Genomic DNA, 25,785 nt, shown 5'->3' with positions numbered 1-25,785 from the left:
GCCGCCCTCTACGACGTCCGACAGAGTCCATCCCATACGCGCCGACACCGGCCAGGATGCTGGCCCGCCCTCTTTATCGGTCACCGACTCGTGGACGTCGCGGTCGCCGAGCGAGGTCGCCGCCGACCGCACGTGCACCGAGATCGACGGGAATGGGTGCTGCCGACGACCGCGATGTCCCTCGGCCCGTCCCCGGCCGCCGAGGGGTGCTCACCTGCTGGATCCGACTGTTGGTCGCCGCGACCGTCACCTACGTCGTCATCGAGGTGATCGTCGCCATCACCGCAGGCACCTTCGCCTGCTCCGCCGCGCTGATCGGGTTCGGCCTTGATTCCGCCATCGAGGTCTCCTCCGCAGTCGCAGTCGTGAGGTAGCGCGTCCGGCCCCGGCTTCTCGGTCTGCCTGCAGTTCTGGGGCACAGGCGGAGGCCATAGCGGCGCCGGTCTGGCATGTGCATGGTCTCATGTGGAGGAGGGTGCGCTTTCGTAGGAGATGGAACCCGGCGCGGCCGCACATCTGGCGCTTGAGCATCTTGATCCGGTTGGCTTGTCCCGGGCTTTTCGCCAACCGTCCGGTCACAGGTGGCAAGTCCACCGGCTGTATCGCCTGGTCAGCGCCCCGGCATCTGCTCGACGAACGGCTCCGGTCTGCGCGCAGCATCCACACAGATGAGCCTGCGGACCACAAGCACCGAACAACCCGTCGACCCGCTCTCGGCATATCGTTGGGGAACCGCAGGCAGGAACTGCGTATCCGGCCTGAAAGGCTTCCACGCTTCGGACACGCTGCCTCGCTTGCCGTACTGAGCACCTCGACGTGTATTGCCTTGTCGCTCACGTTCACCGACAGTACGGCCACGCCCGCGGACGACGGGAACAACAGCCCTCCAGCCGCGGTGATGTCCCTTCCGCGACGCTGAACTGTCGGCCGAACCAAGACCGGGCTGGTCATATTCAGCAGATTTGCCGGAGAGCGCCGGGGTGAGGATCTGGACTTGCGACAGGTCATACGAAATCGTATAGTTCGAAATCATGAAGTCCGAATCCGTGTCATCCGAATGGTCTGCCCTGTTGGCGCTCCAGCGCGCTACCCACGCCACCTTGCAGGTGCTCGCCGCAGAGCTCGTCGACCTGGACCTGACCGCCTCCGAGATCAATGCTCTGGCCAACCTTGCCGACGGCCGCGGGCGAACCGTGTCCGAACTGGGCGCGGCCGTGGGAACTCGTCCCACGACGCTGACCAGCGTGCTGGACCGTCTGGAACGACGCGGACACATCACCCGAGGCAGTCGCGCAGGAGACCGCCGGGCAGTTCTCATCGAGCTCACTTCCTCCGGACGCGTGGCCGCCGCCACGATCCGACATACCGTCACCGAGTTGGAGCACCGCGCGCTCGGCGACCTGCCCGCCGACGCTGTCGCCACCCTTCGTACCGCTCTGCAAGCCCTGACGGAGGTGTCCTCATGACCCTGCGCCAGTCGGGAGCGCAGGCCGACGATGCGCCCGTCTTCGAAGCGTTGATGGCCGAAGTGATGGCGAGCGCCGAGCGGTTCGGCCACCGGGAACATGTGCACCTGACATGGCTGGCAGTGCAACGGTGTGGTGTGCCTGAAGCGGTCGGCCTGGTCAGCGATGGCATCCAGCGCACCGCCCGCTATGCGGGCGCGCCCCAGAAATATCATGCGACCGTCAGCCGTGCCTGGGTGGAGCTGGTCGGGCACCACGCGGCCGAACTCGGTGAGGGCGATTTCACCGCGTTCACCGACCGCTACCCCTCGCTGCTCGACAAGCGTCTGCTGACCCGCTACTACCGCCCGGCGACGCTGGCCGGCCCGCAGGCGAAGAGCGGCTGGGTCGAGCCTGACCTTGCCCCGTTCCCCTGGTAGGACGCGACCGGCAGAATCCGACGCGACACCTGCCGGAACTTCCTGCCCAGGGCCTACAGCTGAACAGAACAACCACGGCTCCCGCCCCCTGCGCGGAGAAACGGGAGCCTTCCCGCGCAGTCATAGCGGGCTTCCCGGCCAGCGCGGACGCTGTTCGGAGCAGGAGGGGCGGCTGCACGAGACGCGCACCGCCGCGCTGCTGCGACCGACAGCGTTTCGCGTGTGTGGTAGGCCGCTACGAGCCTGTCTGCGTTTCGCGTCGGGCTGTTCGTCCAGCCCGCCGTTCGACCCGACGCGGCTACCGGGGCACGGTGTGGGCAGGCGGTGGGTGCGTGACCGGCACTTGGACGAAGACTCGGCCGTCACGTTGACCGTATCGGCCATACGCCACCTACTCGCGACCGTCTTGAGCCCACCTGCCGTGACCGCGGCCAGACTTCTGCACTGGTCCACCTGTGCCGGCGTCACCAGGCAACAGCCCGCAGCCACTACCGATGGCAGCCCAGGGACGAACCTGTCGGATGGATCACGAATCCGCACTGGTGCGCCATTTCGCGACACTCCCGCTGACTGGTCATGCACTTGCCTCGGTGGCGTACTGGGCGGCCTGGGTCTCGTAGAGAGCGCGGTAGTGGCCGTGCTGGATGGTGATGAGGCTTGCGTGGCTGCCGCGTTCGATGAGGCGGCCGTGGCCGAGTACGTGAATGAGGTCGGCGGTGACGGTGGCGGCGAGGCGGTGGGTGATGAGGAGCACGGTGGTGCCCTGGTCGGCGAGGGAGCGCAGGGCCCGGAATGCCTCGATTTCGGTTTTGGGATCGAGGGCCGAGGTGGGTTCGTCGACGATGAGCAGGGGGCGTCGCGGTAGCGGGCACGGGCGCTGCCCAGGAAAGGTTGCATGGGAACGTTGCTTGGGGAGCGTGGGAATGCGTAGCAGGGTAAATTCGGTGCATGAGCACAAGGGATTATCGGGCACGCGGATTTCTCGGCTTTCTGATTGTATTCGTGAGCGCTCTCCGATGTTTCGCCCGCAGTTCCCCTTCCGGCCTCGACCGGAAGGAGAACCATTCACCATGTCGGGTGGATGCTGTCGATGTCGGCAGTTGAAGATCGCGCAGCAGTCTCCGGTGCACTTCTGGCTGGACGTTCACCATGTGGCGGGGAAGTCGGTGAACGATTCTTCGGCCGATTCCACGACGTCATGGACGTCGAGATCGAAAGCCTCCGCCGGGCTTTCCTGAACGGGTATGAATATCTCCGAGATGGAAGCGGGAGTGAAACGAGGTCCGATGACCTGTCGGCCTGCCGAAGGTTTTCTCAGCGTGACCGGGCCGGCAACAAGGAGCAACCGGATTTGCTGAGCGTTTTTGCGCCTGCCCCGTCGAGGGGCCAGGCCGGTTCACATTCCCTGATTTCCATACCAGAATTCACTCTTGTGTCCTACGCTGTTCGGCCTGACCAACCTCGCCCGCTTCAATTTTCACACCACCTGTTCGTCCTCGGAGTCGAGCCGCTCAGGGTTCCGTCCTGAATCAGCTCCTGATAATCGAAGAAGTCATCACGCAAGCCGATCGAAAGCGTACGCAAAATCACGCGATGCTATTGTTGACGTTTCGGTAAAAACGCTACGCTGTGCGAGAGCGAAAGAGAATCATCCATGCCGTTAGGACTGTGTCCGACATGGTCGGTTGGTCGTTGAGGTAGGAGATGTCCTGCTCATGACTGTTGGTGTGTACGCCAAGTAATGAGCAGATTCTCACGAGGCTCCGACGTGGCAGCTGTGGCGGCCTGAGGAATTGCCGGAGCGGCGTGTTCATTCAGGCCGCCAGCGCGTCATTCAGGGCCACTACGCCTTGCCGGACGGCATCTGGTGTGTGGAGCTGAGCGAGGTCGTGGTGTCCTTTAGCGGATGCCGGCCGTGGGGAGAGGATGCCGGCGGCACGGCCGGACTCGCGCACCCTGCCCCGTTCGTCCATCCGCGGGACCCTTTAACATTATGTGGTGCTTTGCCGTCGGACGCCGGTGCCTGCCCGGCCGTGTCCGCCGTCCAACGCCCACTGCTTCCGTCGCACAGCGATGGAGTGGGGTATCGAGCAGTCGAGGAGAGGAACGTTTATGCGTGCTCGGAGCATCGGCGCGGCCGCCGCAACAGCATTGGCGCTGGTGGCAGCCCGAGATCTCGTCCAGAAGAAGCACGCACTGCTCAGAAATTTCCCTGTGATAGGGCATGCCCGGTACCTGTTGGAGACGATCGGGCCGGAACTGCGCCAGTACGTCGTGACGTCCAACGAGGAAGAGCGCCCGTTCAGCCGTGACCAGCGCACCTGGATCTACGCGTCGGCGAAGGAGGAGAACAACTACTTCGGGTTCGGAACGGACGTGGACGTCGAGCACGTGCAGGGGCACGCGTACGTGAAGCAGCGGACATTCGCCGGCGCGCTGCCCGGTCTGCACGACCCGCAGGCCCCGCTGCCCTCGGCCAAGGTGCTGGGCGGCCCGCGCGGGCGCGCCAAGGCGTTCCGCCCGGCGAGCGTCGTGAACGTCTCGGCGATGAGTTTCGGATCGCTGTCCGGCGCGGCCGTCACGGCGCTCAACAAGGGCGCGGCGCTGGCCGGCGCGATGCAGAACACGGGCGAGGGCGGCCTCTCGCAGTACCACCGAAACGGCGGGGACCTCGTCCTCCAGATCGGGACATCGTATTTCGGCTGCCGCAACGAGGACGGCACCTTCAACCTCGACAAGCTCAAGGACGTGGTCGCAGGAGCCCCGGTCAAGGCGATAGAGATCAAGCTCTCCCAGGGCGCCAAGCCGGGGCTCGGCGGGATGCTGCCGGGTGCGAAGGTGACCCCCGAGATCGCCGGGATCCGCGGCATCCCGGTCGGCGAGGACTGCGCTTCCCCCTCTCGGCACTCCGCTTTCCATGACGTCGACTCGCTGCTCGACTTCGTGGAGCTGCTCGCTGCCGAGACCGGTCTGCCGGTCGGGATCAAGAGCGCTGTGGGGGAGATGAGCTTCTGGCAGGAGCTGGCCACGCTGATGGCGCCTGGTGATCGCGGGGTCGACTTCGTGACCATCGACGGAGGCGAGGGCGGCACCGGGGCGGCCCCCCTGATTTTCACCGACTCGGTGTCGCTGCCGTTCCGGATGGGCTTCTCCCGCGTCTACAGCACGTTCGCCGAGCGGGGTCTGACCGACGACCTCACCTTCATCGGCTCCGGCAAGCTCGGCCTGCCCGAGAACGCCGCGGTCGCCTTCGCTCTGGGTGTCGACATGGTCAACGTCGCCCGCGAGGCGATGCTGTCCATCGGCTGCATCCAGGCGCAGAAATGCCACACCGACAAGTGCCCCACCGGCATCGCCACCCAGGACCCGTGGCTGGTGCGCGGCATCGATGCGCCCTCGAAGGCCACCCGGGCCGCTGTCTACCTGCGCACCCTGCGCAAGGAGCTGCTGAAGGTCTCGGGAGCTGTCGGCGTCGCCCACCCGGCACTCATCACCACCACCGACATCGAGATCATGAACGGCGACTACGACGCCCGCACCCTGGCGAGCGTCTACGGCTACAAGGACGGCTGGGGCGAACTCGGCCCGGAGCTCGCCCAGGAGATCACCGCACTGCTCACCACCGAACCGACCCCTCTCCGGAAGCCTGCCGGCTGACGCGTGACGAGTTGCCGGTGCCCGATCTGTGAGGTCGGTCGGTACGGGGCGGTCGGCCGGGCCGACCGCGAACCACGGTCCGTTGACCCGGGCAGGTGGGACGGGCATGGCGAAAGCCCGTGGCGTCCCGCCATGACGTGCTCGCGGGCGTCTCGCACATCCCGCTCTCGCGGTCCTCGGTTCGGTGGGGATCTGCGCGGTGAAGCGGATGACCGTGAGGTCGACGCCTGCGGCCGCACCGGCGTCGACCTGCACGTGTCAGGACCGCAAGGTACCCAGGAAGCAGATTCCCCGGTTCGAACAGAGCGAACGACTCGTCGCACGGCGCCTCTTCCTGGTACCGGTCGGGCAGGCCGGTGACCGGGATGACGATGCGCTTCGCGACGTCCAGGAGCAGCACCGGCATCCGCGGCTCGGCGGCGACGAACCCGGCGGCGGTGTCGATGCCCCCGGCCTCCACTGCCCGGAGGTAGTTGAAGGCACCTGTCACCGCGTCTGGGGCCATCGCGGCGAGCGGCGAAGCGACGGCGGTCCCGGGCATGTCGACCCCTCACGCACGGGCCGCCTCGCTGATCGCGGCGGCCTCACGAGCGATGCGCGGGGCACGGACCTGGGGACAGAGGCCGCGCACCGATGGTGAACGGCTTCCTCCACGCGCCACGTTGCTCCTGGACCAGGTTCGCCATGTGCGGCATACCGTCCACAGTGGCAGAGGGGAAACTCGGTCCCGGCACGCTGCGCGACGATCCCGCGAACGTGGCCCCGGCCCGCTGGGTCGCCGTCTTCAAGCCGGTCCCCGGCGACTGGGGCCTGCGCATCCGGGAACTGCTGATGGCGGTGCTGAACCCTCAGAGTCTCGCGTTGCTGGACATCGGAGTCGATCTGGGACGCGAAGCGATGGACCTGCGCACCATGCCCAAGTTCCTCTCTGGATTCCGCACCCTGATCGCATGGATCATCCAGGTGGGACTGGGACCGCGGCGGCTGGACGTCCGCAGAAGGCGGTGGCCGAGCGGCTGCCGCGCTCGGCCACGGACGCACGGCCTTCGGCCGCGAGAAGGTCTTCCGCTGGGAAGCTTGAGCACCGGATTGCGGGGGAGATCCTTGCCGGAGGGCGGGGCGTGCCGTCCGGGCCAGGGGGAAGTGGGGTCCGGCCGCGTGAGGCGGAGGGGTGCTCAGCTGAGGCCGCAATCAAATGTACGTACAATTTTCTGCGAGATTTGCGTATGCGGCTTGCTTGTCGGGGTCGGGCCGCCTAACGTGAATGTACGTACATTTGATGGAGGGTTCCCTTGGTGACCAAGCAGCACCACCGGACCGTGATCATCGGCGGCGGGACCGCAGGTATCTCGGTCGCGGCTCGGCTCCGCCGCGCCGGTGAAAGAGACGTCGCAGTGCTCGACCCGAGCCTTCACCACTACTACCAACCGTTGTGGACGCTGGTAGGCGGCGGACGAGCGCCGCTGAAGGAGAGTGTCCGCCCGCAGGAGACCGTGATGCCGAAGGGCGTGCGGTGGATCCGCCGCGCCGCGGTCTCCATCGACCCCGAAGCCCAGGAAGTGACGCTGGATGACAGCGGCACCGTCTCCTATGACCATCTGGTGGTCTGCCCCGGTATCCAACTGGACTGGGATCGGGTGCCGGGCCTGGAGGCCGGGCTCGGCGAGGACGGCCTGTCGAGCAATTACCTGCCGCGCACTGCTCCCGCGACCTGGCGCTTCATCCGCGGGACCCGCTCGGGCAGCGCGGTGTTCAGCATGCCGACGGGAGCCATCAAGTGCGGCGGTGCCCCGCAGAAGATTGCATACCTCGCCGCCGACTACTGGCGGGAACAGGGCGTCCTCGGCAAGATCGACGTCCACCTCGTGATACCCGGTGCCGCCATCTTCGGAGTTCCGGAGTTCGCGCGCGTGCTCGATGACGTGGTCCGCCGGTACGGCATCAACGTCCACTACGGAAGCGAAGTCACCGAGGTGCGCCCCGAGGCCCGCGAGGTGGTCGTCACCGACCTGGGCACCGGAGGCAGGAAGACCCTGCCGTACGACATGGCCCACCTCGTCCCACCGCAGAGCGCCCCGGAATGGATCAAGCGCAGCCCGCTCGCCGGAGCAGACGACCCGGCCGGCTACGTCGAGATCGACAAACACACCATGCGACACGTCAGGTACCCCAACGTCTGGGCCCTCGGAGACGTCGGATCGTCCCCGAACTCCAAGACCGGCGCGGCCGTGCGCAAGCAGGCGCCCGTGGTCGTCGAGAATCTCCTCGCCTCGATGAACGGCCGGGAACCCACCGCCACCTACCAGGGCTACTCCTCATGCCCGCTGACCACGGCCCGCAACAAGATGCTGCTTGCCGAGTTCGACTACAGCGGTCAGCCCACCCCGTCGATCCCGGTGATCAACACCATCCGCGAACGCACCGACATGTGGTACCTCAAGCGGCGCGGCCTGCCTTTCCTCTACTGGAACCTCATGCTCCGCGGGCTCGCCTGATCCGACGCCCGAAAGCGGGAACCCGACCGCCGCACCGGCCGGAGAACCGGCGGGTCGCGCCCGCGGTCCCGGCCTACATCGCCACCCTGCTTCCGGCCACCTAGCCGTCGCCGCGCCGCACAGACGGCGCGCGCCTCGCCCGACCTGTCACCCGCGCCCCGGGCCCGATGCCCCGGCGCACCGTCACCGCTCATTCTCAGGAGCCCGTCATGACGAACCACACCGGACCGCTGGTCTTCGTGCAGTTCTACCTCGACTGCCTCTCCCACGCCTCGTACCTCGTCGGCGACCGCACCACCGGCCGGGCCGTCGTGGTCGACCCACAGCGCGATGTCAACGACTACATCTCCACCGCCGAGCGTCACGGCCTGACCATCGAGCGGGTCCTCGAGACCCACATCCACGCCGACTTCCTCTCCGGTCACCTGGAGCTGGCCGAGCGCACCGGCGCCCGCATCTCCTATGGCTCCGCCGGCACGCTCGACTTCGACACCGACCCCCTGGACGACGGCGAGCACCTCAGCCTCGGCGAGGTCGACCTGGAGATCCTGCACACCCCCGGCCACACCCCCGAGTCGATCTGCGTCGTCGTGCGCGAACATGCCGGCGACGCCATCCCCTACGGTGTCCTCACCGGTGACACGCTGTTCATCGGCGACGTCGGCCGTCCCGACCTGCTCAGCGCCCGCGGCCGGTCCGCCGAGGACATGGCTCGCGCGCTGTACCACTCGACCCGGGAGCGCCTGCTCACTCTCCCCGACGACACACGTGTCTACCCGGCGCACGGGGCCGGCTCGGCTTGCGGCAAGAACCTCTCGACCGAGCTGAGCTGCACGATCGGTAACCAGCGTCTGAACAACTACGCCCTGGCCGACATGACCGAGGACGAGTTCGTCTCCGTTGTGACCGAAGGCCAGCCCGCCGCGCCCGCCTACTTCGCGTTCACATCCGTGCGCAATCGCCAGGCCCGTCCAGTCCTGGACGAAAACACCCCCGTCGTCTCCCTCGACCCGGCCGCCTTCCTCGACGCCCGGGCGCGCGGCGCCATCGTCCTGGACACGCGGGACCCGGAGTCGTTCGCTTCCGCCCACCTGCCCGGCGCGGTCAACGTCCCCCTCGGCGGGCGCTTCGCCGAGCTCGCCGGCGAGGTGCTCGACGCCCAGGACAGCATCACCCTGTGCGGCGACCCGGCCACCGCGCTCGAGGCCCGTAACCGGCTCGCCCGCATCGGCTTCGACCGCGTCCTCGGCGCCTTGACGACCCCGGTTGACGCCGTCGGCGCCGAATACCTGACCGCCGCCGTGCGCATCGAGGCCACAGGCCTCGATGACCGGCTCTCCAAGGACGCGGACGGCTTCGAGCTGCTGGACGTGCGTGGCCCGGGCGAAGTGCGTGAAAGCGGCACCATCCCCGGCGCTCGCCTCATCCCGCTGCCCGAACTGGTCGGCCGCCTCGGCGAGCTGCCGACCGACCAGCCGCTGACCGTGTTCTGCGCGAGCGGCAACCGCTCATCGGTGGCCGCGTCCGTACTGCGCGCCCGCGGCTTCGACACCAACGACCTGCGCGGCGGCTTCTCCGCCTGGCGCGGTGAGGTCGAGTACCCCGCCGACACGACCCCGGGCGGCGTCCCGGCGTGAGCGTGCTGATCCTCGCCCTGCTCTGCGGAGCCGTGGTCGGCCTTGCTCTCGGCGCGCTGGGCGGTGGCGGGGGTGTGCTCGCGGTCCCGGCCCTGGTGTATCTCCTGGGCGTCGCACCCGCCGACGCCGGGACCACCAGTCTGGTCGTCGTCACCGTCACCTCCGTCATCGCCCTCGTCCGCCACGTCGGCACCGGCAACATCCGCTGGCGGACCGGCGTCCTGTTCGCCGCGGCCGGCGTAGTACCCGCCATCGGGGCGTCCATGCTCGCCCACCGCATCCCGCAGGCCGTGCTGACCACTGCGTTCGCCGTCCTGGCCGCTTTCGCCGCCGTGGTGATGCTGCGCGGTCTCCGCACGGCGCAGCATCGCCAGGCCCCCGCGTCCGAGGCGGCCTCGCAGGCCACCGCACCCGGGCCGGCGGTGGGGTCCGGCGCGTCCCGTTCCGGCCCGCCCGGGCCTGCGGATGCGACCGTCGTCCGGGCGGCCGGTGGTACCAGCGTGACCGCACAGCGTGCGGGCGGTCACGCGCCGGAAGAGGCGGGCGGCGCCGACACCGCCGACGGCCACGGGAGGACCGTCGGCCGGGCCGGGTACCTGCGCACCGGCGCGGCCGGAGCTGGCCTGGGCGCGGTGACCGGGTTGCTGGGTGTCGGTGGCGGCTTCCTTGCCGTACCCGCCCTGGTGTCGGTGCTCCGCCTGCCGATGCGGGCGGCCGTCGGCACCAGCCTCGTGGTCATCCTCATCAACTCGGTCGCGTCCCTCGCCACCCGCGTAGCTGCCGGAGGAATGTCCCTCGACCTCGCGATTTTCGGTCCGTTCGTGGGCGCCGCCATCCTCGGCGCCTGGGACGGCAAGCGGCTGGCAGCCAAGCTCTCCGGCGCCGCCCTGCAACGGACTTTCGCCGCGCTGCTGCTCGCGATGGCTGTGTTCATGCTCATCGACGTGATCGTCTGAGGTTTCCCGCACGGCCGCGGTTGGTGCACCCTGCGACGGGTGACAGCCCACGCTGATCGGCTGCCGCCTGAGCGACGGGCATCCGAGCCTGTCGCGCGGCCTTTGGCGTACACAACCCGCCCGGCGGTACGGGTGGCGGTCACGCCGGGCCGCCACCCCTGGGGCCAGATCTCCGCACTTTTGCCCGGGGGAGCCGGTGAGCGCGGGTTTGCACCGCCCCTGCAAATGTACGAACATTCACCTTGTGCCAGTAGCGTCCGTCAGCCCCCGAGCCCCAGGAGGACACCGGTGACCTCCCGACCCGATCCCCGTCCCCTTACCCGATCCGCGGGCAAACCGCTATGGGCACAGCTGCGCGCCGACCTGCTGCGCCGTCTCGAGGACGGCGAGTTCCGCGACGTCTTCCCCGGCGAGCACGACCTCGTCGCCGAGTACCAGGTCAGCCGGCACACAGTTCGCGAGGCCCTCCGTCAGCTTCGTGCGGAGGGCCTCGTCACCGCCCGGCGCGGCAAGGTCTCCCGGTTCACTGCCGGCCGCCCGCTGGAGCAGAAGGTCGGTGAGGCGTACAGCCTTTTCCGATCTGTCGAGGAGGTCGGCGCAGTCCAGCGCAGCGTCGTACGTGTCCTCGACCAGCGCGCCGACGGTGTCATTGCTGCCCGTCTGGGACTTGAGGAATCCACACCGCTCGTCTACCTCGAACGCCTCCGTCTCGCCGACGAGAACCCGCTCGCCGTCGATCGCGTGTGGCTGCCTGCGGACCTGGCCCGCCCGCTCCTGGATGTCGACTTCACCCACACCTCGCTCTATGACGAGCTCGAACGCCACTGCGGCACGCGCATCAGTGGCGGCTGGGAGCGCATTCGGGCCGTCGCGCCCGGCCGCGGAGAGCGCACCCTGCTCGACTGCCCCGAGTCCACAGCGCTGTTCGCGATCGACAGGCTCGGTCACGACACCGGCCGACGCCAGGTCGAGTGGCGGCAGACGCTCGTCCGAGCAGATCGCTTCGCCGTCGCCGCCGAGTTCTCCACCGACGACGGCTACCGGCTGGGCGCTCCGGTCCGTATGCCCTGACCGGCGATCGGCTCCGCACCAGGGGGCCGACGGAGCGAGCCGAACCAGGCTTCCACCGCTGCGGCACGGCAACTACCGCAGCGCCTACGCCTCTACGCCCGGCTGCTGCGCGAGCGTCGGACACAGGCTCGCGATCTGCTGCCGGCGCTGGTCGCCGAGCACGCGGCGCACTCGTACAGGGACGACTTTTGGGTGGGCCGTTGTCGAAGGGGCCGACGTCCCAGGTGCCCATATCTTTCCTCGCGTAGCCGATGGGGGATCCTCGCACTGGCCACCGACAGTGAGGTCAGGCGGCGAGCAGTACCCGCTTGGGCAGGAGTTTGAAGCCCACCCGGCGACCGGACGGTGGGCCGGGAGGCGATCCGCGCGCTGTGGGAAAAGGTGCTGGCCAACCGCCCCCGCTTCGAGCCGGAAGCACCGTTGCCGACGCTGATCAACGGCGACATTGCCCTCACCTCGACCCCGCCGAAGGACGGGGCCGGCGCCCGGGCCCAGGTCGTCCGGCGTCAGCCTGACGGAAGCTGGCTGCGCCTGCTCGACCAGCCCGAGTTTGTCCTGCCCACCCGCTGACCTGCGCGCCCCCAAGCACCGTCCGGCCCGCCCTCCGCCTGCACCGGCATGAGTGCTGTCACGGCATCCTGACCGGTCCCGGGATACCGCGCCCCGCAGCAGAGCCGACGGAGTTCGCTGCACCATGGCCGTGGCGGGGACCAGGCTGCACCATGGCCGTGGTGGGGACCAGAAGGAGGGGATCCCGCCCGATACCCGGTGGGTGATTCACAGGCCGGCTGCGTCCAGCAGGCGCAGCAAGGCCTTCTCTACAGGTGCACCGAGCTCGGCGCACCGGTTCCCCGACCACGGCCGGACCGCCCCGCTCCCAGCATCCGCTGGGCACTCACCCACATGATCGAGGAGACCGGCCGACACGCGGGCCACGCGGACATCCTCCGCGAACTCATCGACGGCACGACCGGCCGCTGATCCACCTTCTCCGGGACGCGAACCTTGCCGCGCGGCTTCCCCCGATCCGCACACACGGTGGCCCGCGCGTGACCAACACCGTGCGGGCGGTGGACGTGCGGAGGAGGAGGGGGCGGGCCGCCGTCGTCAGCGGTGCGCCGGCGCAGGCGGCCACGACGAATCCCGTCCTGCGGACGCCCGGCGAAGTCGCCCGCGACGAGACGACCCCCGGACTCCGCAGACGACTTCGCGCGGCGAAGGCCGAGATCACCGAGCTGAACGGCAAGCTCGCTGTCCTCGCGGCGGGCGTGGCACGCCGGTCATGGACACGGGATGTCCGGTCCGTCCGGTGCGGGCTGCTCGGGGGCCGCGTCGAGGGCTCGGAGGTCTCCGACGGGCACGGGTTTGACCGGCAGGTGGGCGGAGAAGCGTCCGCCGAGGCCGATCGGCTGCTCGCGTGCCGAGGCAAGGATCGTGCCGACGCTGCTTTCGCAGTAGCGTCCCTGGCAGGGGCCCATGCCCGTGCGGCAGGAGAGCTTGACGGCATTGACGCTGCTGACGAACGGTGACGATGCGAGGAAGTCGTCGAGGGTGCCGCGGGTGACCATCTCGCATCGGCAGACCGTGGTTTCCGGTGTCGCGAGGTCGCCGAGTGCCTCGCGGACCGGCTCGAACATGCGTTGCACCACGGTGGAGAATCGCGTCGCGCTACGGATACCGTGTTCCGCTTCGGTGAACGCCGCCGGGGGCACGGCGCGTCCGAGGCCGGCGGCGATCCCGAGGCCCGCGAGCGTGCCCTCGGCGCGGGACTGGTCGGCGCCGGCGACACCGGTGGGCTCGCCGGCGACGAACACTCCGGGGACGGATGTCTGCAGTCGTTCGTCGTGTGCGACCACCCAGCCGCCCCGTGGCGAGTCGAAGACGAGGTCGCAACCGATCTGACGGGCGAGTTCCGTCGACGCGGAGAAGCCGTACCCGAGCACGAGATGCGAGGCGGCGACCTCCCGGGGTGCGCCCGTCGCCTTCCACTTCCGGTCGACCCGGGTGAGTTCGATCCGGGAAACGTGCTCCGTGCCGTGGGCGGCCGTCACGATGGTCCGGGGCGAGACGCGGACGCCCTTGCGAACCAGCCGCGCCACGATCGCGCCCGTCTCCGCGAGCATCCGCAGATGACCGGGTACGGCGCCCAGGGCGTGGCGCAGCTCCGCCGGTGTGGGGATGCTCTGCGCGAACGCGACCTCGCGCACCGGGACGCCGTCGCGCACGAGCAGGTCGGCCACGAGCAGCAGCAGCGGGTGCGCGCCTGCCAGCACGACGTCACCGACGGGTGCGATCTTCTGTGCCTTGACGAGGGTCTGGACGGCGCCGGCGGTCATGACGCCGGGCAGCGTCCAGCCGGGGAATGCGACGGGAAGGTCGTAGGCGCCGGTGGCGATCAGCAGCCGACGCGCGCCGATCACGCGAGTGCCGTGTTCCGGGTGGTTGATCGCCACACGCAGAACGTCCGGGGTCGCGTCGTCGTGCAGGACACCGATCGCCGACCAACCGAACTCCGTCGTCAGGCGCGGGTCCGTCTCGAAGCGCCGGATGAGATCGGTGGCCCAGCCGTAGCCGGCGGTGGGGTGCAGGACACTTCCCGCGAAAGTCTGGGGCGGCTGGCGGAAGATCTGCCCGCCCGCCCGCTGCTGCTCGTCGATGACGACGACCGTCAGACCGTGATCGGCTGCGGTGAGCGCCGCCGACATGCCCGCCGGACCCGCGCCGATGATCGCGAGATCGAACATCACAGCCTCCCTGGCGTGTCGATGATCATGCCCGCGCGCGCCGGCACGAGGCAGGTGCGGGTCAGCGGCCGGCCGTCGACGGTGGCGGCGCACTCGAAGCACGTGCCCATGTTGCACAGCGGCGCCCGGGGGGCCAGGTTGCGGTCTCGTTCGAACGCGGCCCCTGCGGTGAGCATGGCCGCGGCCACCGTCTCGCCCGTACAGGCGCGGACCGGCTCGCCGTCGACGCTGATCGTCACAGCGTCGCCGCGCTCGTGTGCGGTGCGGCGCCAGGCATCGCCCGTCGTCATGAGGTGCTCCCTTCCGTGAAGCGGGCCGGATCGTAGGGTGCCAGGTCGATATCGGGTGAGCGCCCGGCGATGAGGCCGGTTAGCACCCGAGCGAAGCTCGGCCCGAGGGTGAACGCCGATCCGCCGGTGGCGACGAACACGCCCGGCGCGCCCTTGACCGCGCCGACGAGCGGGAGCTGGTCGGGTGCCACAGTGGTCGCGCCGACCCAGCTGCGCACGGCGGGCACCCGCTCCAGCGCCGGGACGGTGTTCACGGCCGCGCGTGCGTTGCCGGCGATCGACTGCGGGATGAGCTGGTGCTTGCGGTCGAACGCCGGGACGCCGTCCGCGTCCCTCATCAGCCGGGCCGGCCATCCGCCACCGATGAGGACCGTGTGGTCGAGCGACTGCTTGAGCGACAGGCGCGCGCCGGCGTGCTGGACGAGGTGGGGGATGAACCGGGGGACCTTCGAGGTGACGGTCATCGTGAGGGCGAGGGGGACGGTGGGCAGGTCGGCGTCGAAGACCCTGCCGAGCTCGGTCGTCCACACACCGGCGGCGAGCACGACCGCGGCGGTCCGCACGGTGCGGGTCCGTTCCTCTCCTGCGCGGCCGGTCTCCTGGAGGGTGATGTCCCACCCGGCCGGGACGCGGTGCGCGCCGGCCAGGCGGCAGCGTGCACGCACCGTCGCCCCGGCCGCGACGGCCGCACGGCCGACCGCGGGAGCGGCGATGCGGGCGTCCGCCTTTCCCTCCAGCGGGCTGTAGTTGGCCGCGACGATGTCCCGTGACAGGTACGGTGCGAAGTCGTCGAGTGCGGTGCGGTCGAGCGTACGCACGTCCAGGCCCCAGGAGCGTTCCAGCTCCGCCTTGAACTCGAGCATCCCGACCTGGTCGGCGTTCTCGGCGACCATGAGCCCGCCCGTCTGGCGCACGCCGAGCGGCTCTTTGATCTCGTCCTCCAGGCGCGCCCACATCGCGGCGGCGTCCAGATGCAGCGGCATCGCCTCGGCCGCGACGCGTGCGGCCTCCTCGCCCGCCTCGACCATCCGGTATTCGAGCTGGAAGTGCAGGCTCCCGGCGTTCTGTCCCGAGGCGTGCTGGTTCACCTGGTCCTTGTCGACCAGGAGCACCTGCGCACCGTCGCGGGCGGCCATCCACGCCGTGAGGCAGCCGAGCAGGCCGCCGCCGACGACGACGACGTCGTAGCGCTCAGTCATCGGCGAGGGGGACGGTCTCGATGCCGAGCTCGTGCAGGGTCGCCTCGATGCGGGCGACCTCGTCCGGAGCGAGCTCGAGCAGCGGCGCCCGCACGAACCCCGCGGGAATGCCGCGCAGCCGCAGCGCGGTCTTGATGATCGCCTGCTGGTTGCCGAACTGCACGCCGTAGTCGGGACGGAACCACGCGTCCATGTAGACGCGGTCCCTGCGGCCCAGCTGAACCGCGCGCTCCCGGTCCCCGGCGTCGACGGCGTTCCAGAAGTCGGCCTGGTCGCGGCCGAGGATGCCGCCCGTTCCCATCAGGCCGTCGCCGTGGCCGAGCATCGCGAGGTCGGCGCCGAGCGCGTTGGTGGGCAGGCCGAAGTAGCGCACCTCGCCCTCCAGCGCGTACATCCCGGCGAGGAAGCTCGCGAAGTCTCCCGTCGAGTTCTTGACCGCGACGACGTTCTCGATCTGCGCGAGCTCGGCCAGCAGGTCCACGTCCATGTCCACGACGCAGCCCCGCGGCCAGTTGTACACGGTCATCGGGATGTCGGTGGCATCGCTCACCGCCCGGTAGAACGCGACGATCTCCTTCCGGTTGGGCACGATGTAGGGCGGAGGAGTGAGAAGGATGCCGTCCAGGCCCGCCGCCTCGGCGGCACGGGCGTGGGTGACCGCCTCGTCCGGCGTGAACGCGTTGCAGGCGCCGAGGACGGGGAAGGCGTCGCTGCGGTGCTCGGCGCCCGCCGCGAACAGCTCCGCGCGTTCCTTCACGGACATGGAGAACCACTCGCCGCTGGTGCCGGCCAGGATCGTCCCCTGGATGCCCTCGTCGGCGAGCCAAGCCACCTGCACGTGCAACGCGTCGATGTCGAGCGCGCCGTCGCGGGTGAACGGTGTGGTGATGGCGGGGATATAGCCGCGCCAGTTGACTGTGTTGCGATCCATGGGTCCTCCAATGACCGGTCGTCCTGCGGTGTTTGCCGGGGGGTGTTGCTCAGACCAGGGCCGGCGTGCGCTCGGGCTCCTTCAGTTCGACACCGTCCGCGCCCTCGAAACGGCGGCCCCAGCCGGTTGCGGCCGCCACGACCATGACGACGGTGAGAACGAGCGGGTAGAGCATCGCGACGAAGATCTCCGTCGTGGCCAGGGCGGGAACGCCCTTGATCCCGGTGGTGAGCTGCGCGCCGATGAACAGATAGGAGCTCAGGACGGGGACGATGGCGGCGAGCCCCATCGCGAAGCAGTCCATGACGACCGCCCGGCGGTAGGGGTGCAGGCCGACGCGGGCGCCGATCTCGTCGGCAACCGGGCCGAAGGTGAGCATGGCGGCCGAGTTCACGCCGCCGAACAGCAGCGTGGTGCCCGAGATGCCGATGCCGATCGCGAACTCCGCACCGCGCGGGGTGCTGGACAGGCGGCTGCGGGTGAGGGCGGTCACCAGCCAGTCGAGAATGCCCGCGGCGGTGAGGACGCCCATGATGCCGAACACGGTCACCACCAGAGCGATCACGCTGAGCATGTTGCTGACGCCCGAGATCAGGAATCCGGTGGGCGCCCCGTCGGTGACGCCGATGATGCCGTCAAGGGTGAGCAGGCCCGAGGCGAGGCCGGTGATGATCCCGGTCGCCAGCCCGACCGTGACCGCCTTGAAGATGTCGCGGGTCAGCAGCGCCACGGTGAGCATGAGCGCGACGGGGATGAGCATCACCAGCGCGAGCGGGTCGGAGGCCTGCTCCAGCAGCTTCTGCGAGTGTGCCGAGTCGGTCGAGTGGCCGGACGACCCCAGCGCGAAGAACCCGACGGCCGAGACGGCTGCCGCTGTGAAGGCGAAGCGGGCGCGGCTCCGCACGACGCCGGCGATGTCCGCGGTGCCGGACTTCCGGCGGAACGTCTGCGTCGACGACGAGATGACGGTCGTGTCGGAGATCGGGGCGACGTTGTCTCCGAAGATCGCGCCGGAGATGATCGCGGCGGCGAGGAACGCCGGATCGGCGCCGAGGAGCACACCGGCCGGGTAGAAGATCGGAAACGCCGTGAACATCGTCCCGATGGACGACGCCGTCGACATCGAGATGATGCACACCGCGATGAACGTGAACAGGGTGAAGGTGCCACCGCTGACGCCGAGGAGTTCGGCGAGCCACACGAACCCGCCGGAGACGTTGGTCTCCTTGATCAGGGCGGACATCAGCCCCACGCAGAACAGCATCATCACGATCGTCACCGCGGTGGACGATCCGATCCCCTTCGTCACGGCGGACCAGTACGCCGCATACGGCTTGGCGAACAGCGCGCCGACGAGCAGCGCGACGACACCCCCCGCGGCCAGCGCGGTCATGTCGAACGTCTTGAACACGACGAAGAAGACGACACAGAACGCGAGGAACACGGCGACCGGCACGAACGCCATCACCCTTCCTCCGCGGAAGACCAGATGCTGGTCGGCGCTCATGGCGGTGTACCTCTCTCCAAAACGCCGAGGACAACCCAGGCGTGTACTTATTTACACCAGTACACAAAAATGCACGGCGCCTCTTCTGTCAACCCATTGACTCTCCAGCAAAAACGTGCTGGCGCGTCCAAGGCCTCCCATGAACTCGCGTACACAAGAGTGCACGGCTCCGCTAGGCTGACCGCCGTGATGGGAGACCAGCTACGCACCCTGCGGACGGAAGCGGGACTCAGCCTGCGCGACCTCGCGGCGCAGACCGGCCTGTCCGCGACCCTGCTCAGCCAGGTCGAGCGGGGCGTCCGTGAGCCGAGCCTCAAGACCCTCCGTGCCCTGAGCACCGTCTTCGGCCCGTCGACCGCCGCGATGTTCCATGGCCAGGCCCCGCTCACGGCCCACCACAGCCGCCCGCACGAACGCCCCCGCCTGCTCATGCCGAAGGGCCTCGTGCAGTACGAACGCCTGACCCCGAGCAACGGCCAGCTCGAAGTCCTCCTCGGCACCCTCGGACCGGGCCAGGCCTCGAGTGACGAGGGGTGGAGCCATGCCGCGGTCGAGTGCGCCTACGTCATCACCGGCACGGTCACCGTGCACGTCGCCGATCAGCGTTACGACGTACAGGCGGGTGAGGCACTGACCTTCGACGCCACACGACCCCACCGGTATACCAACAATACGGACGAGCCGGCGACCTACCTGACGTCGGTGACACCACCCACGCCCTGACCGCATCGAGGGCCCCGCGGCGTTCCCGCCCCAGCGGGCCGGAGAATCGAATCTCCGGGACCAGAGGATTCGGACGATTGAAGATCCGCCACGCCTGGCGCTGAAACCCCATGACCACAGTCCGGCGCTTCGTCCCCTCGGTTGGTCTTCTGCAGGTGGATCCAGTGCTCTGTGCCGAAGCACGCTGGTTGTCGCATACGCGGGTTTGTTGTCACCGAGGCCGTTCCTTCAGCCCCATGTGATCCGGGCGGCGACCGGCAGGTGGTCGCTGCCGGTGGCGGGCAAGGTGCGGATGTGGTCGACGGTCGCCGAGCGGGCCATGACCTGGTCGATCCGGGCCAGCGGGAAGGCGGCGGGGAAGCTGAAGGCGAAGCCCCGTTCTGCCACATTCATCTGTGAGGTCAGTGGGGTTAGCCCACGGTCGTCGACCGTGCTGTTGAGGTCGCCCAGCAGGATCGCCGTTTCCACCTTCTCAGCGGCGATGGCCTTGCCCAGCAGGCCCGCGCTTTCGTCGCGCCAGGAGGATGCGAGGCCGCTCGCCCTGACCCGGACCGAGGGCAGGTGTGCGACGTATGCCGCGATCTCGCCGTGCGGTGTGTGGACCACGGTCCGCAGTCCGCGACTCCAGGCCTCCGCGATCCCCTGGGGTTTTATGTTCAACAGCCGGGCATCGGCGAGCGGATGCCTTGACCAGAGTGCGACGGTGCCCTGGACTGTGTGGTACGGGTAGCCGGGGGCGAGAATCTTCTTGTAGACAGGCAGCGCCGGGGGTACCAGTTCCTCCAGAGCGATGAGATCAGGCTCGGCGTCGGCCAGGGCGCGGGCCGTGCCCGCCGGGTCGGTGTTCTCGTCGCTGACATTGTGCTGCACCACGACCAGGTTGTGCGCGCCGGGCTCCGCCCCGGGCAGGAGCAGCCCGCCGAAGAGGTACGTCCAGGCCGCCACGGGCAGCAGCAAGGCCACCAGCGCGGTGGCCGAACGCCGCAGCAGCGCCAGGCCGAGCAGTACTACGACCACCAGACCGAGCCAGGGCAGGAAGGATTCCAGCAAACTTCCGAGGCGGCCCACAAAGTTGGGGACGGCCCGGTGGAACGCCAACAGCCCGGCCGTCAGCACCGCAAGCGCGGCGAGGACTCCGTCCCGCGTCCAGGTCGGCCGGTCCCTCACGCGCCCCTCACACAGCCCCGCCCGGCACCGCGCCCTCCGGGGTGCTGCTTTCACCGTCGATGTCACACTGCTGTCCGCCCGCTCCACCATGGCTTCCCATCCACTCGGCCTCGCCTTCCAGGACGAGCCATCAGGCGAATCAGTTTCTGTTCCCGCATGCGCGTGCCATGTCCTCCACTCACGCGGAGAGGGACGATCGCACCCCTTGCTTCGGCGACAGCAGCCGATGCTGACCGCACGGTTGGCCCCTGCTTCACGTCACGGCCGGGACCAGTACGGCCGCGCCGCAGTAACCAGCGGCGACCGAGGGCGGCGGCGAGGCCGGCCTTGGTGCCGAGCCACAAGTGGACGCCGATTCCGCCTGACCGGCAGCGCAATGAACCGCAGAGCATGGACGCTTGCAGGCGTGCGGCTCACGAGGCGTCCCCGGCGTGGCGGGCTTGCGGGCGGTGACGTGGCGGATCCACGGCCGCAGATCGCCGGCCGCCACGTCCGTGGAGCCGGCCTCCCGGACGAGGGACTCCAGGACATCGATCGGGTTGTTCTTCATGGCCGGCCCGGTGGCGGCGCCGAGGCGAGTCTGTTTCTCTGCCCTGTTCCCCGAAGGCGCTGCCGGCCAGGCTGCGGATGCGTTGGCGGATGGGCTTGGTCAGCCGCTTTCCCGGTAGTTCATGAACCAATGCGTGTCGAAATAGCGGGCCATCGTGTACGGGTGGTGCGGGTCGATGAGGATGCGGCAGACGAACTGAGCGGCTTGGCAGTCGAAGGGGACATCCTCGCCGTCGAAGGACCGGACCACAACAGGCCAACAGTCGGGGTTGTCCCCATCGACCCTCCAGCAGTACAGGTCCTCGTGCTCAGTGCCCGCCCAGATGAGCAGACCGTCCTCCCTGAGACCCGTCCACGGCTTCTGATTCAGGTCCAGGTATCCGTCGAAGGCGCCCTCGCCGAACGTCTCGACCATGCGCTTGTAGTCGCTCGGCAGCGCGGTGTCCAGGCGCGACTCCACCTCCGCCCAGTTCATGTCCGGCCGCTGGGCGGGCTGTGTCCAGCCGGTGATCCGTCTGAGCCGCTCCATCCAGTCGACGTCCTCGTCCGGAGCGACTGCCAAGGGTTTTTGCACCTCCCTGCGAGCGACCACCAGCACCGGACGCTCGGCCTCCTCGGCGTCCCGCGCCGTACCTGCGCCGATCCACTGATCCCCGTACGCCCATGCCCGAATCGTCACGGCCCGGTCTTCGAAAGGGACGAGGAGAGCCGCGCCCCCGGACTCGTCGACCGTCGGGTCGGTGGAGCCATCAAGGATGAGGGTGCGCGGGGCGCCGTACCTGCTGTCGAGGAGGTCGATCAGGTCCTGCGGGGCCAGGCTGCTGGGCAGGTACATGAAGCCGTCCGCCGGGCCGAGTTGGGCCAGCAGGTCGTTTACGGTGCCTTGCGTGAGCTTCATGGCGGACAGTGAAGCGCACTGCACTGACAATGGACGCGCTCACAGGCGCTCTTACGGTTCGGCGAGTCGCTTTCACAGGCGGTTGCTTGGTCTTGATGTACTGGTAGACCTCCCGGGCCAGGTACCGCTTGAGGCAGCGGAGAGCGGCGGTCAGCGCGAGACCGTCGGCCGGGCGGGAGGAGAGGACTGTGACGAGTGCCTGGGACAACAGGCTCCTGTTCGGTCACTGCCCGCGCGGTCGACGGACCGCATCCCCCCGCCGGAGTGACCGACAGATCAACAGCAAGGACACCCGGGGGCAGTCGTAACACCAGTAAGGCCGCCCCGGCGACGGTGACCCCCATCCTTACAGCCGTAGGCGTCGCCGCCCGAGCTGACGGATGCTGCGATCCCTGCGCGGTCGAGATGCTCGGCGAGCGCGAATGGGCTCAGCTCGCTGAACGGGGTTATCCAGGAAGGCTCCGACACCGTGATCACACCGGTCAATCCGTGATCGTTCCACTGCTCCGGGTTCTGTCTGCTCGAACGCGATGCGGCAGTCCAGTGCCGCATCAGCCAACGTTCGCCCTGGTGTTCCCCGTCCCTTGCGCCGTTCTGTGAGCCGGTGGGCTCATGGCCGTTTCCGGGAGCTTGGGGAGAGCTCAGGCGGCTTCGGTCAAGGGCCCGATCCCTCATGTATCCCATTCAGGAAAGACGCTGGATCGTTGGGCACATCCCGCCTACGGTGGCGCCATGAGCGATCACTCGGAAGCGCCTGTCGCGCCCGTCGAGGCGTATGAACCCCCCTACTACGTAGCTGTCTTCACTACGGTGCGAACCCAGGACCAGAGCGGCTACAGCGAGACCAACACACGCATGGAAGATCTGGTGAAGGGCATCCCAGGGTTTCTGGGGATGGACCACGCGCAGACTCCGGGCGGGCTGGGCATCACCGTCGGGTACTTCCGCGACGCCGACGCCCTCACGGAGTGGCGGTGCAACGCCGAGCACCGCGCGGCGCAAAAGCGTGGGCGAGCCGAGTGGTACCAGAGCTACACGCTGCATGTGGCGAAAGTGGAGCGGAGCCACGGGTTCATGCGAGCGTCGGTCCCGCAGCGCTCGACAGCAGGCTGACCGGCCGAAGCCACTTCCTGGTCCGCGGCAAGCGCCGTCCCGCCAGGTAGTCCGGGGCCGGAGTACGCGTCCGCGAGATCGATGGCGACGGGGGCCAGCGCATGCTGCGGATCATCCGCAAGGGCACCGGCTCGGTGGTGACCTGGCGGCGGGAATCTCGGTGCACGGCCCGTATCCCGGCCCGTCAGGCGGGCGTCGGCCGCCTGGAAGCGTTTCACCAGCGCGTCTCCCCGTCGAAATACTTCGCCGCTTTGCGTAGGATCTGGCGTTCCTCCTCCAGCTCACGGACCTTCTTCCGCCGGGCTGCGTTCTCGACCTCCAGCGGAGCTGGCTGCTGGGCGGGTTCCTGCGTCCGCCGTCCCCGCGGACGGCTTGCTCCGGCTGCTCTGCCCCAGTTCCGCAGCGTCTCCGGATTGGCCCCCAGGTCGGCGGCGACCGACCGGATTGTCGTTTCGGGCCGCGACGTACAGCGCGACCGCGTCCGCCTTGAACTTCGGCGGGTAGTTCTTGATGGCCACGAGATGTCCGTTCTCGAATCCTCAGGATCCAGTGTCTCGTGTGTCCAGACATCCGGGGTCAGGAGACCCGACCTGCGCGGCTGGCCTCGTGGGTGTAGACCTGGGCCTATGGGCTTGCGGGAGCGGCTTCCGCGCTGGCGGCGCACTCGGCAAGCGTCCGATGCCCTGCTGGCAGTCCCGCTCGGGCTGATCGTGGCCATCGTGCTGGCCGATGTGCTGAGCCCGCGCGGTGTGCCGCTGGGGCCGCTGCTGATCGTGGCGCCCGCGATCACGGCGTCATTCGCCGGTCCCGTCCTGACCGGAGTGATGGGTGGCACCGCGGTGGCGGCCCTGCTGGGCATCGGCCTGGCACACGAGAACCTCCTGGGGACGCTGTACTTCAATTCGCAGATCATCTCCCTGCTGGTGGTCTCGGTGATCGTGACCGTGTTCCGATATCTGCAGGTGCGGCACATCCGTGAACTGACGCAAGTGCGGACAGTGTCGGAAGCCACGCAAAACGTGGTCATGAGGCCGTTGCCACGCCGGATCGGCCCACTGCGGGTGGCGTCCATGTACCTGGCGGCGCAGGAGCATGCCGTGATCGGCGGTGATCTCTACGCCGCCGTCCGCACCCCTACCGGCACCCGGCTGATCATCGGCGATGCGCGGGGCAAGGGCCTGACCGCGATCAGCGACGCCGCCCTGCTGCTGGGTGCCTTCCGCGAGGCCGCACACCGACAGGCCGCGCTGCCCGCCCTCATGGCCTACCTGGAGCACAGCGTGTGCTGGAACCTGGCGGAGCCCGCCGAAGTGGAGACAGCCGGGGAATGCTTCATCACCGCTGCCGTCCTCGACATCCCCGACAAGACCTCGCGGACGCAGATGGTCACGTGCGGGCACCCACCACCTCTGCTGCTGCACGCAGGGCAGGTCATCGCGCTGCCTGTTCTCCGGCCCGCGCCGCCGCTGGGCCTGGGTGAGCTGAGCCGCCCCGACTATCACGTCGACACCTTCACGCTGGAGCCGAACGATGTGCTGCTGCTGCACACCGACGGCCTGATCGAGGCCCGCGATGCCCGGGGTGTCTTCTACCCGCTGGCCGAGCGCGCCGCCGCCTGGACGGACGAGAGCCCCTCGGCACTGATCCGCCGCCTGCGCACCGACCTGCTCGCCCACGTCGGCGGGCACCTGGCCGACGACGCCGCCGTGATCGCCCTCCAACACACCTACAGCAAGTTCCCCATCGAGCCGGAGGGGGCGAGTGCACGAGCCTCGCCAGATCGAGGAGACGGTGACGACCGTCCGCAACGGATGAGGCGCCTCGCCCCGTGCAGCAAGTCCGGTGCGGCGCCGGGCAGTTCAGCTCGCCGCCGCCATCTCTAGTGCCGCCGATGTCGCCGACCCGTCAGCCGCCGGGTCCTCCACTGCCAAAAGCCCCACCGTTGTCATCCTTGGGTACGTCCTTTGGCGAAGAGGGGCGATTGATCTCATATGGGCTGAGACCTTCCCCGAAATCATCTGCAGCCCTCAAGTTTTCGCTGCTTCGGGAGGAACGTTCGGCCCGTGGTCCCTGCTGTCGTGCCCGAGACCGACGGCGCGCGTCCCACCAGACGAGGCCAAGCAGAACAGCGACTACGACCACTGCTATACCGAGGGGGAAAATCCAGCGCACAGCCGAAGCGGCCAGTGTGATGTCACTGATGGGCGCCTGGCTCAGAAGGCGGCTCATCTGGCCCACGTCCTTTCTGAGGGGATTCCACCGCTCACAAAGCGAGGCAGAGGCTTCCGCTCATTGGAGAGAGAGCCCGCGATCGCCGGAGCCGTGGGAAACTTCGATCCTGCCGCCCTTGGCGGGATCAATCTCGCGGGGCCCGCCTGTGGACGTCTGGCAAGGCTCAAGCTCCCCTGATAAGTCTACGGCGGGGAGCGTACGGGACAGCCCTTAGGTGGGGACTGTCACGTTGGCTGACCAGGTGGGATGATCTTCTGGTTGGTCATGCGGGGAGGAGCGGAAGAAGTGCGAGGGCAGCCCGTCCGGCCCTGGCGCCGGACGGGCGGGCGGGGCGCGGCGCCTTAAAGCCCCGCGGAGCGGGGTGTGGCTGGCGTGCCCGTTCCATGCCCGGTCCGGCGGGATCTTCCGGAGACGCACGGGGAACAGCGGCGACAGTCGCGCTCCGGACCAGGTCAGGAACTTGGCAGGTCAGCCGCAGTCTGCATACGGCGTCTTCCAAACTGGTGCTACAGGCCCCTGCGCCAGCACTTGACTGGGCCCAAGACTCCACCGGCCTATGCGGTCTTGGGAGTGAGGTGCGTTTTTGCCCCGAGACCGTTTAGCCTCTGCTGGTTCGCCCAGCCTCGGGCGGTTCAAGGGAGGGGTGTTCATGCAGCAGCGGGGAGTGGGCAGCGGGCTGAGAGTCGCGGCCTGGGTACTGGTGCCGCTCGGGCTGGTTCTGGCGCTGGGGA

The 25,785-nt window shown here is 68.8% G+C and carries 19 protein-coding genes and 3 pseudogenes; 13 read left to right on the top strand and 9 right to left on the bottom strand.

Going from position 1 to position 25,785, the window contains the following annotated elements; genetic code table 11:
• Positions 1-174 precede the first annotated feature (174 nt).
• Positions 175-365: pseudogene (locus tag ACWCQ6_RS22925) on the top strand (cation transporter); the annotation flags it as partial.
• 245 nt (positions 366-610) lie between these two features.
• Here the strand turns inward: ACWCQ6_RS22925 and ACWCQ6_RS22920 are convergent.
• A complete protein-coding gene (locus tag ACWCQ6_RS22920; RefSeq protein WP_451091956.1) occupies positions 611-1,033 on the bottom strand; it encodes a hypothetical protein in 423 nt (140 codons plus the stop codon).
• On the opposite strand from ACWCQ6_RS22920, the gene ACWCQ6_RS22915 reads away from it, so the two are divergent.
• Positions 1,032-1,466 (top strand): MarR family winged helix-turn-helix transcriptional regulator, encoded by a 435-nt coding sequence (locus ACWCQ6_RS22915; protein ID WP_451091954.1) that lies wholly within the window; start codon positions 1,032-1,034, stop codon positions 1,464-1,466. The two genes, ACWCQ6_RS22920 and ACWCQ6_RS22915, sit on opposite strands and share 2 nt — an antisense overlap.
• Entirely contained in the window at positions 1,463-1,885 is a 423-nt protein-coding gene (locus ACWCQ6_RS22910) for a hypothetical protein (RefSeq protein ID WP_451091952.1), read from the top strand. Before ACWCQ6_RS22915 ends, ACWCQ6_RS22910 begins: the two co-directional genes overlap by 4 nt.
• 574 nt (positions 1,886-2,459) lie before the next feature.
• Here the strand turns inward: ACWCQ6_RS22910 and ACWCQ6_RS22905 are convergent.
• Positions 2,460-2,858 (bottom strand): hypothetical protein, encoded by a 399-nt coding sequence (locus tag ACWCQ6_RS22905; protein WP_451091950.1) that lies wholly within the window; start codon positions 2,856-2,858, stop codon positions 2,460-2,462.
• A gap of 1,139 nt (positions 2,859-3,997) precedes the next feature.
• Between ACWCQ6_RS22905 and ACWCQ6_RS22900 the strand changes: the two genes are divergently transcribed.
• The 7 genes and pseudogenes from ACWCQ6_RS22900 to ACWCQ6_RS22870 form a co-directional block, all read left to right on the top strand.
• The gene (locus ACWCQ6_RS22900) at positions 3,998-5,542 is read left to right on the top strand and encodes an FMN-binding glutamate synthase family protein (protein ID WP_451091948.1); all 1,545 of its coding nucleotides are present in this window, start codon (positions 3,998-4,000) and stop codon (positions 5,540-5,542) included.
• Between the two features lie 1,292 nt (positions 5,543-6,834).
• A complete protein-coding gene (locus tag ACWCQ6_RS22895; RefSeq protein ID WP_451091946.1) occupies positions 6,835-8,037 on the top strand; it encodes an FAD-dependent oxidoreductase in 1,203 nt (400 codons plus the stop codon).
• Positions 8,038-8,246: 209 nt separating this feature from the next.
• On the top strand, positions 8,247-9,674 hold the full coding sequence (locus ACWCQ6_RS22890; protein WP_451091944.1) for an MBL fold metallo-hydrolase: 1,428 nt from the start codon (positions 8,247-8,249) through the stop codon (positions 9,672-9,674).
• Positions 9,671-10,630: a sulfite exporter TauE/SafE family protein gene (locus ACWCQ6_RS22885; protein ID WP_451091942.1), complete on the top strand. Its 960-nt coding sequence runs from the start codon at positions 9,671-9,673 to the stop codon at positions 10,628-10,630. Before ACWCQ6_RS22890 ends, ACWCQ6_RS22885 begins: the two co-directional genes overlap by 4 nt.
• 288 nt (positions 10,631-10,918) lie before the next feature.
• Positions 10,919-11,701 carry a GntR family transcriptional regulator gene (locus ACWCQ6_RS22880; protein ID WP_451091940.1) on the top strand — a complete coding sequence of 261 codons (783 nt, stop codon included), beginning with the start codon at positions 10,919-10,921 and terminating at the stop codon, positions 11,699-11,701.
• A gap of 327 nt (positions 11,702-12,028) precedes the next feature.
• Positions 12,029-12,271: pseudogene (locus ACWCQ6_RS22875) on the top strand (YybH family protein); the annotation flags it as partial.
• Positions 12,272-12,526: 255 nt separating this feature from the next.
• Positions 12,527-12,682, top strand: a pseudogene (locus ACWCQ6_RS22870) (mycothiol transferase); the annotation flags it as partial.
• A 299-nt stretch (positions 12,683-12,981) separates the two neighbouring features.
• Here the strand turns inward: ACWCQ6_RS22870 and ACWCQ6_RS22865 are convergent.
• Genes ACWCQ6_RS22865 through ACWCQ6_RS22845 form a run of 5 tightly spaced genes read right to left on the bottom strand, consistent with a single transcriptional unit; the run spans position 12,982 to position 18,372 of the window.
• The gene (locus ACWCQ6_RS22865; protein ID WP_451091938.1) at positions 12,982-14,445 is read right to left on the bottom strand and encodes an FAD-dependent oxidoreductase; all 1,464 of its coding nucleotides are present in this window, start codon (positions 14,443-14,445) and stop codon (positions 12,982-12,984) included.
• A complete protein-coding gene (locus ACWCQ6_RS22860) occupies positions 14,445-14,735 on the bottom strand; it encodes a 2Fe-2S iron-sulfur cluster-binding protein (protein ID WP_451091936.1) in 291 nt (96 codons plus the stop codon). Before ACWCQ6_RS22860 ends, ACWCQ6_RS22865 begins: the two co-directional genes overlap by 1 nt.
• Complete coding sequence (locus ACWCQ6_RS22855) at positions 14,732-15,934, bottom strand: NAD(P)/FAD-dependent oxidoreductase (protein WP_451091934.1); 1,203 nt, start codon at positions 15,932-15,934, stop codon at positions 14,732-14,734. The genes ACWCQ6_RS22860 and ACWCQ6_RS22855 overlap by 4 nt, the downstream gene beginning before the upstream one ends.
• A complete protein-coding gene (locus ACWCQ6_RS22850; RefSeq protein ID WP_451091930.1) occupies positions 15,927-16,865 on the bottom strand; it encodes a dihydrodipicolinate synthase family protein in 939 nt (312 codons plus the stop codon). The genes ACWCQ6_RS22855 and ACWCQ6_RS22850 overlap by 8 nt, the downstream gene beginning before the upstream one ends.
• A 49-nt stretch (positions 16,866-16,914) precedes the next feature.
• The gene (locus tag ACWCQ6_RS22845) at positions 16,915-18,372 is read right to left on the bottom strand and encodes a Na+/H+ antiporter NhaC family protein (protein WP_451091928.1); all 1,458 of its coding nucleotides are present in this window, start codon (positions 18,370-18,372) and stop codon (positions 16,915-16,917) included.
• Positions 18,373-18,561: 189 nt separating this feature from the next.
• Between ACWCQ6_RS22845 and ACWCQ6_RS22840 the strand changes: the two genes are divergently transcribed.
• On the top strand, positions 18,562-19,095 hold the full coding sequence (locus tag ACWCQ6_RS22840) for a helix-turn-helix domain-containing protein (RefSeq protein ID WP_451091988.1): 534 nt from the start codon (positions 18,562-18,564) through the stop codon (positions 19,093-19,095).
• Between the two features lie 228 nt (positions 19,096-19,323).
• Here ACWCQ6_RS22840 and ACWCQ6_RS22835 read toward each other — a convergent pair whose 3' ends face one another.
• Together ACWCQ6_RS22835 and ACWCQ6_RS22830 are read right to left on the bottom strand one after the other, a co-directional pair.
• Positions 19,324-20,352 (bottom strand): endonuclease/exonuclease/phosphatase family protein, encoded by a 1,029-nt coding sequence (locus ACWCQ6_RS22835; RefSeq protein ID WP_451091926.1) that lies wholly within the window; start codon positions 20,350-20,352, stop codon positions 19,324-19,326.
• 559 nt (positions 20,353-20,911) lie between these two features.
• Positions 20,912-21,709 (bottom strand): hypothetical protein, encoded by a 798-nt coding sequence (locus ACWCQ6_RS22830; protein ID WP_451091924.1) that lies wholly within the window; start codon positions 21,707-21,709, stop codon positions 20,912-20,914.
• Positions 21,710-22,441: 732 nt separating this feature from the next.
• Between ACWCQ6_RS22830 and ACWCQ6_RS22825 the strand changes: the two genes are divergently transcribed.
• Positions 22,442-22,822: an antibiotic biosynthesis monooxygenase family protein gene (locus ACWCQ6_RS22825; protein WP_451091922.1), complete on the top strand. Its 381-nt coding sequence runs from the start codon at positions 22,442-22,444 to the stop codon at positions 22,820-22,822.
• Positions 22,823-23,448: 626 nt separating this feature from the next.
• A complete protein-coding gene (locus ACWCQ6_RS22820; protein WP_451091920.1) occupies positions 23,449-24,705 on the top strand; it encodes a PP2C family protein-serine/threonine phosphatase in 1,257 nt (418 codons plus the stop codon).
• Positions 24,706-25,785: the final 1,080 nt, after the last annotated feature.

The sequence above is a fragment of the Streptomyces sp. NPDC001880 genome (genome assembly GCF_053594575.1).
This window is presented reverse-complemented; position numbering and strand designations above follow the sequence as displayed.

Bases quoted from the DNA above. Each gene is read 5' to 3' on its own strand.
- ACWCQ6_RS22915 (WP_451091954.1), top strand. From the start codon at position 1,032: ATGAAGTCCGAATCCGTGTCATCCGAATGGTCTGCCCTGTTGGCGCTC.
- ACWCQ6_RS22920 (WP_451091956.1), bottom strand. From the start codon at position 1,033: ATGATTTCGAACTATACGATTTCGTATGACCTGTCGCAAGTCCAGATC.
- ACWCQ6_RS22910 (WP_451091952.1), top strand. From the start codon at position 1,463: ATGACCCTGCGCCAGTCGGGAGCGCAGGCCGACGATGCGCCCGTCTTC.
- ACWCQ6_RS22900 (WP_451091948.1), top strand. From the start codon at position 3,998: ATGCGTGCTCGGAGCATCGGCGCGGCCGCCGCAACAGCATTGGCGCTG.
- ACWCQ6_RS22890 (WP_451091944.1), top strand. From the start codon at position 8,247: ATGACGAACCACACCGGACCGCTGGTCTTCGTGCAGTTCTACCTCGAC.
- ACWCQ6_RS22865 (WP_451091938.1), bottom strand. From the start codon at position 14,445: ATGTTCGATCTCGCGATCATCGGCGCGGGTCCGGCGGGCATGTCGGCG.
- ACWCQ6_RS22860 (WP_451091936.1), bottom strand. From the start codon at position 14,735: ATGACGACGGGCGATGCCTGGCGCCGCACCGCACACGAGCGCGGCGAC.
- ACWCQ6_RS22855 (WP_451091934.1), bottom strand. From the start codon at position 15,934: ATGACTGAGCGCTACGACGTCGTCGTCGTCGGCGGCGGCCTGCTCGGC.
- ACWCQ6_RS22850 (WP_451091930.1), bottom strand. From the start codon at position 16,865: ATGGATCGCAACACAGTCAACTGGCGCGGCTATATCCCCGCCATCACC.
- ACWCQ6_RS22845 (WP_451091928.1), bottom strand. From the start codon at position 18,372: ATGAGCGCCGACCAGCATCTGGTCTTCCGCGGAGGAAGGGTGATGGCG.
- ACWCQ6_RS22840 (WP_451091988.1), top strand. From the start codon at position 18,562: ATGGGAGACCAGCTACGCACCCTGCGGACGGAAGCGGGACTCAGCCTG.
- ACWCQ6_RS22835 (WP_451091926.1), bottom strand. From the start codon at position 20,352: ATGGTGGAGCGGGCGGACAGCAGTGTGACATCGACGGTGAAAGCAGCA.
- ACWCQ6_RS22830 (WP_451091924.1), bottom strand. From the start codon at position 21,709: ATGAAGCTCACGCAAGGCACCGTAAACGACCTGCTGGCCCAACTCGGC.
- ACWCQ6_RS22825 (WP_451091922.1), top strand. From the start codon at position 22,442: ATGAGCGATCACTCGGAAGCGCCTGTCGCGCCCGTCGAGGCGTATGAA.
- ACWCQ6_RS22820 (WP_451091920.1), top strand. From the start codon at position 23,449: ATGGGCTTGCGGGAGCGGCTTCCGCGCTGGCGGCGCACTCGGCAAGCG.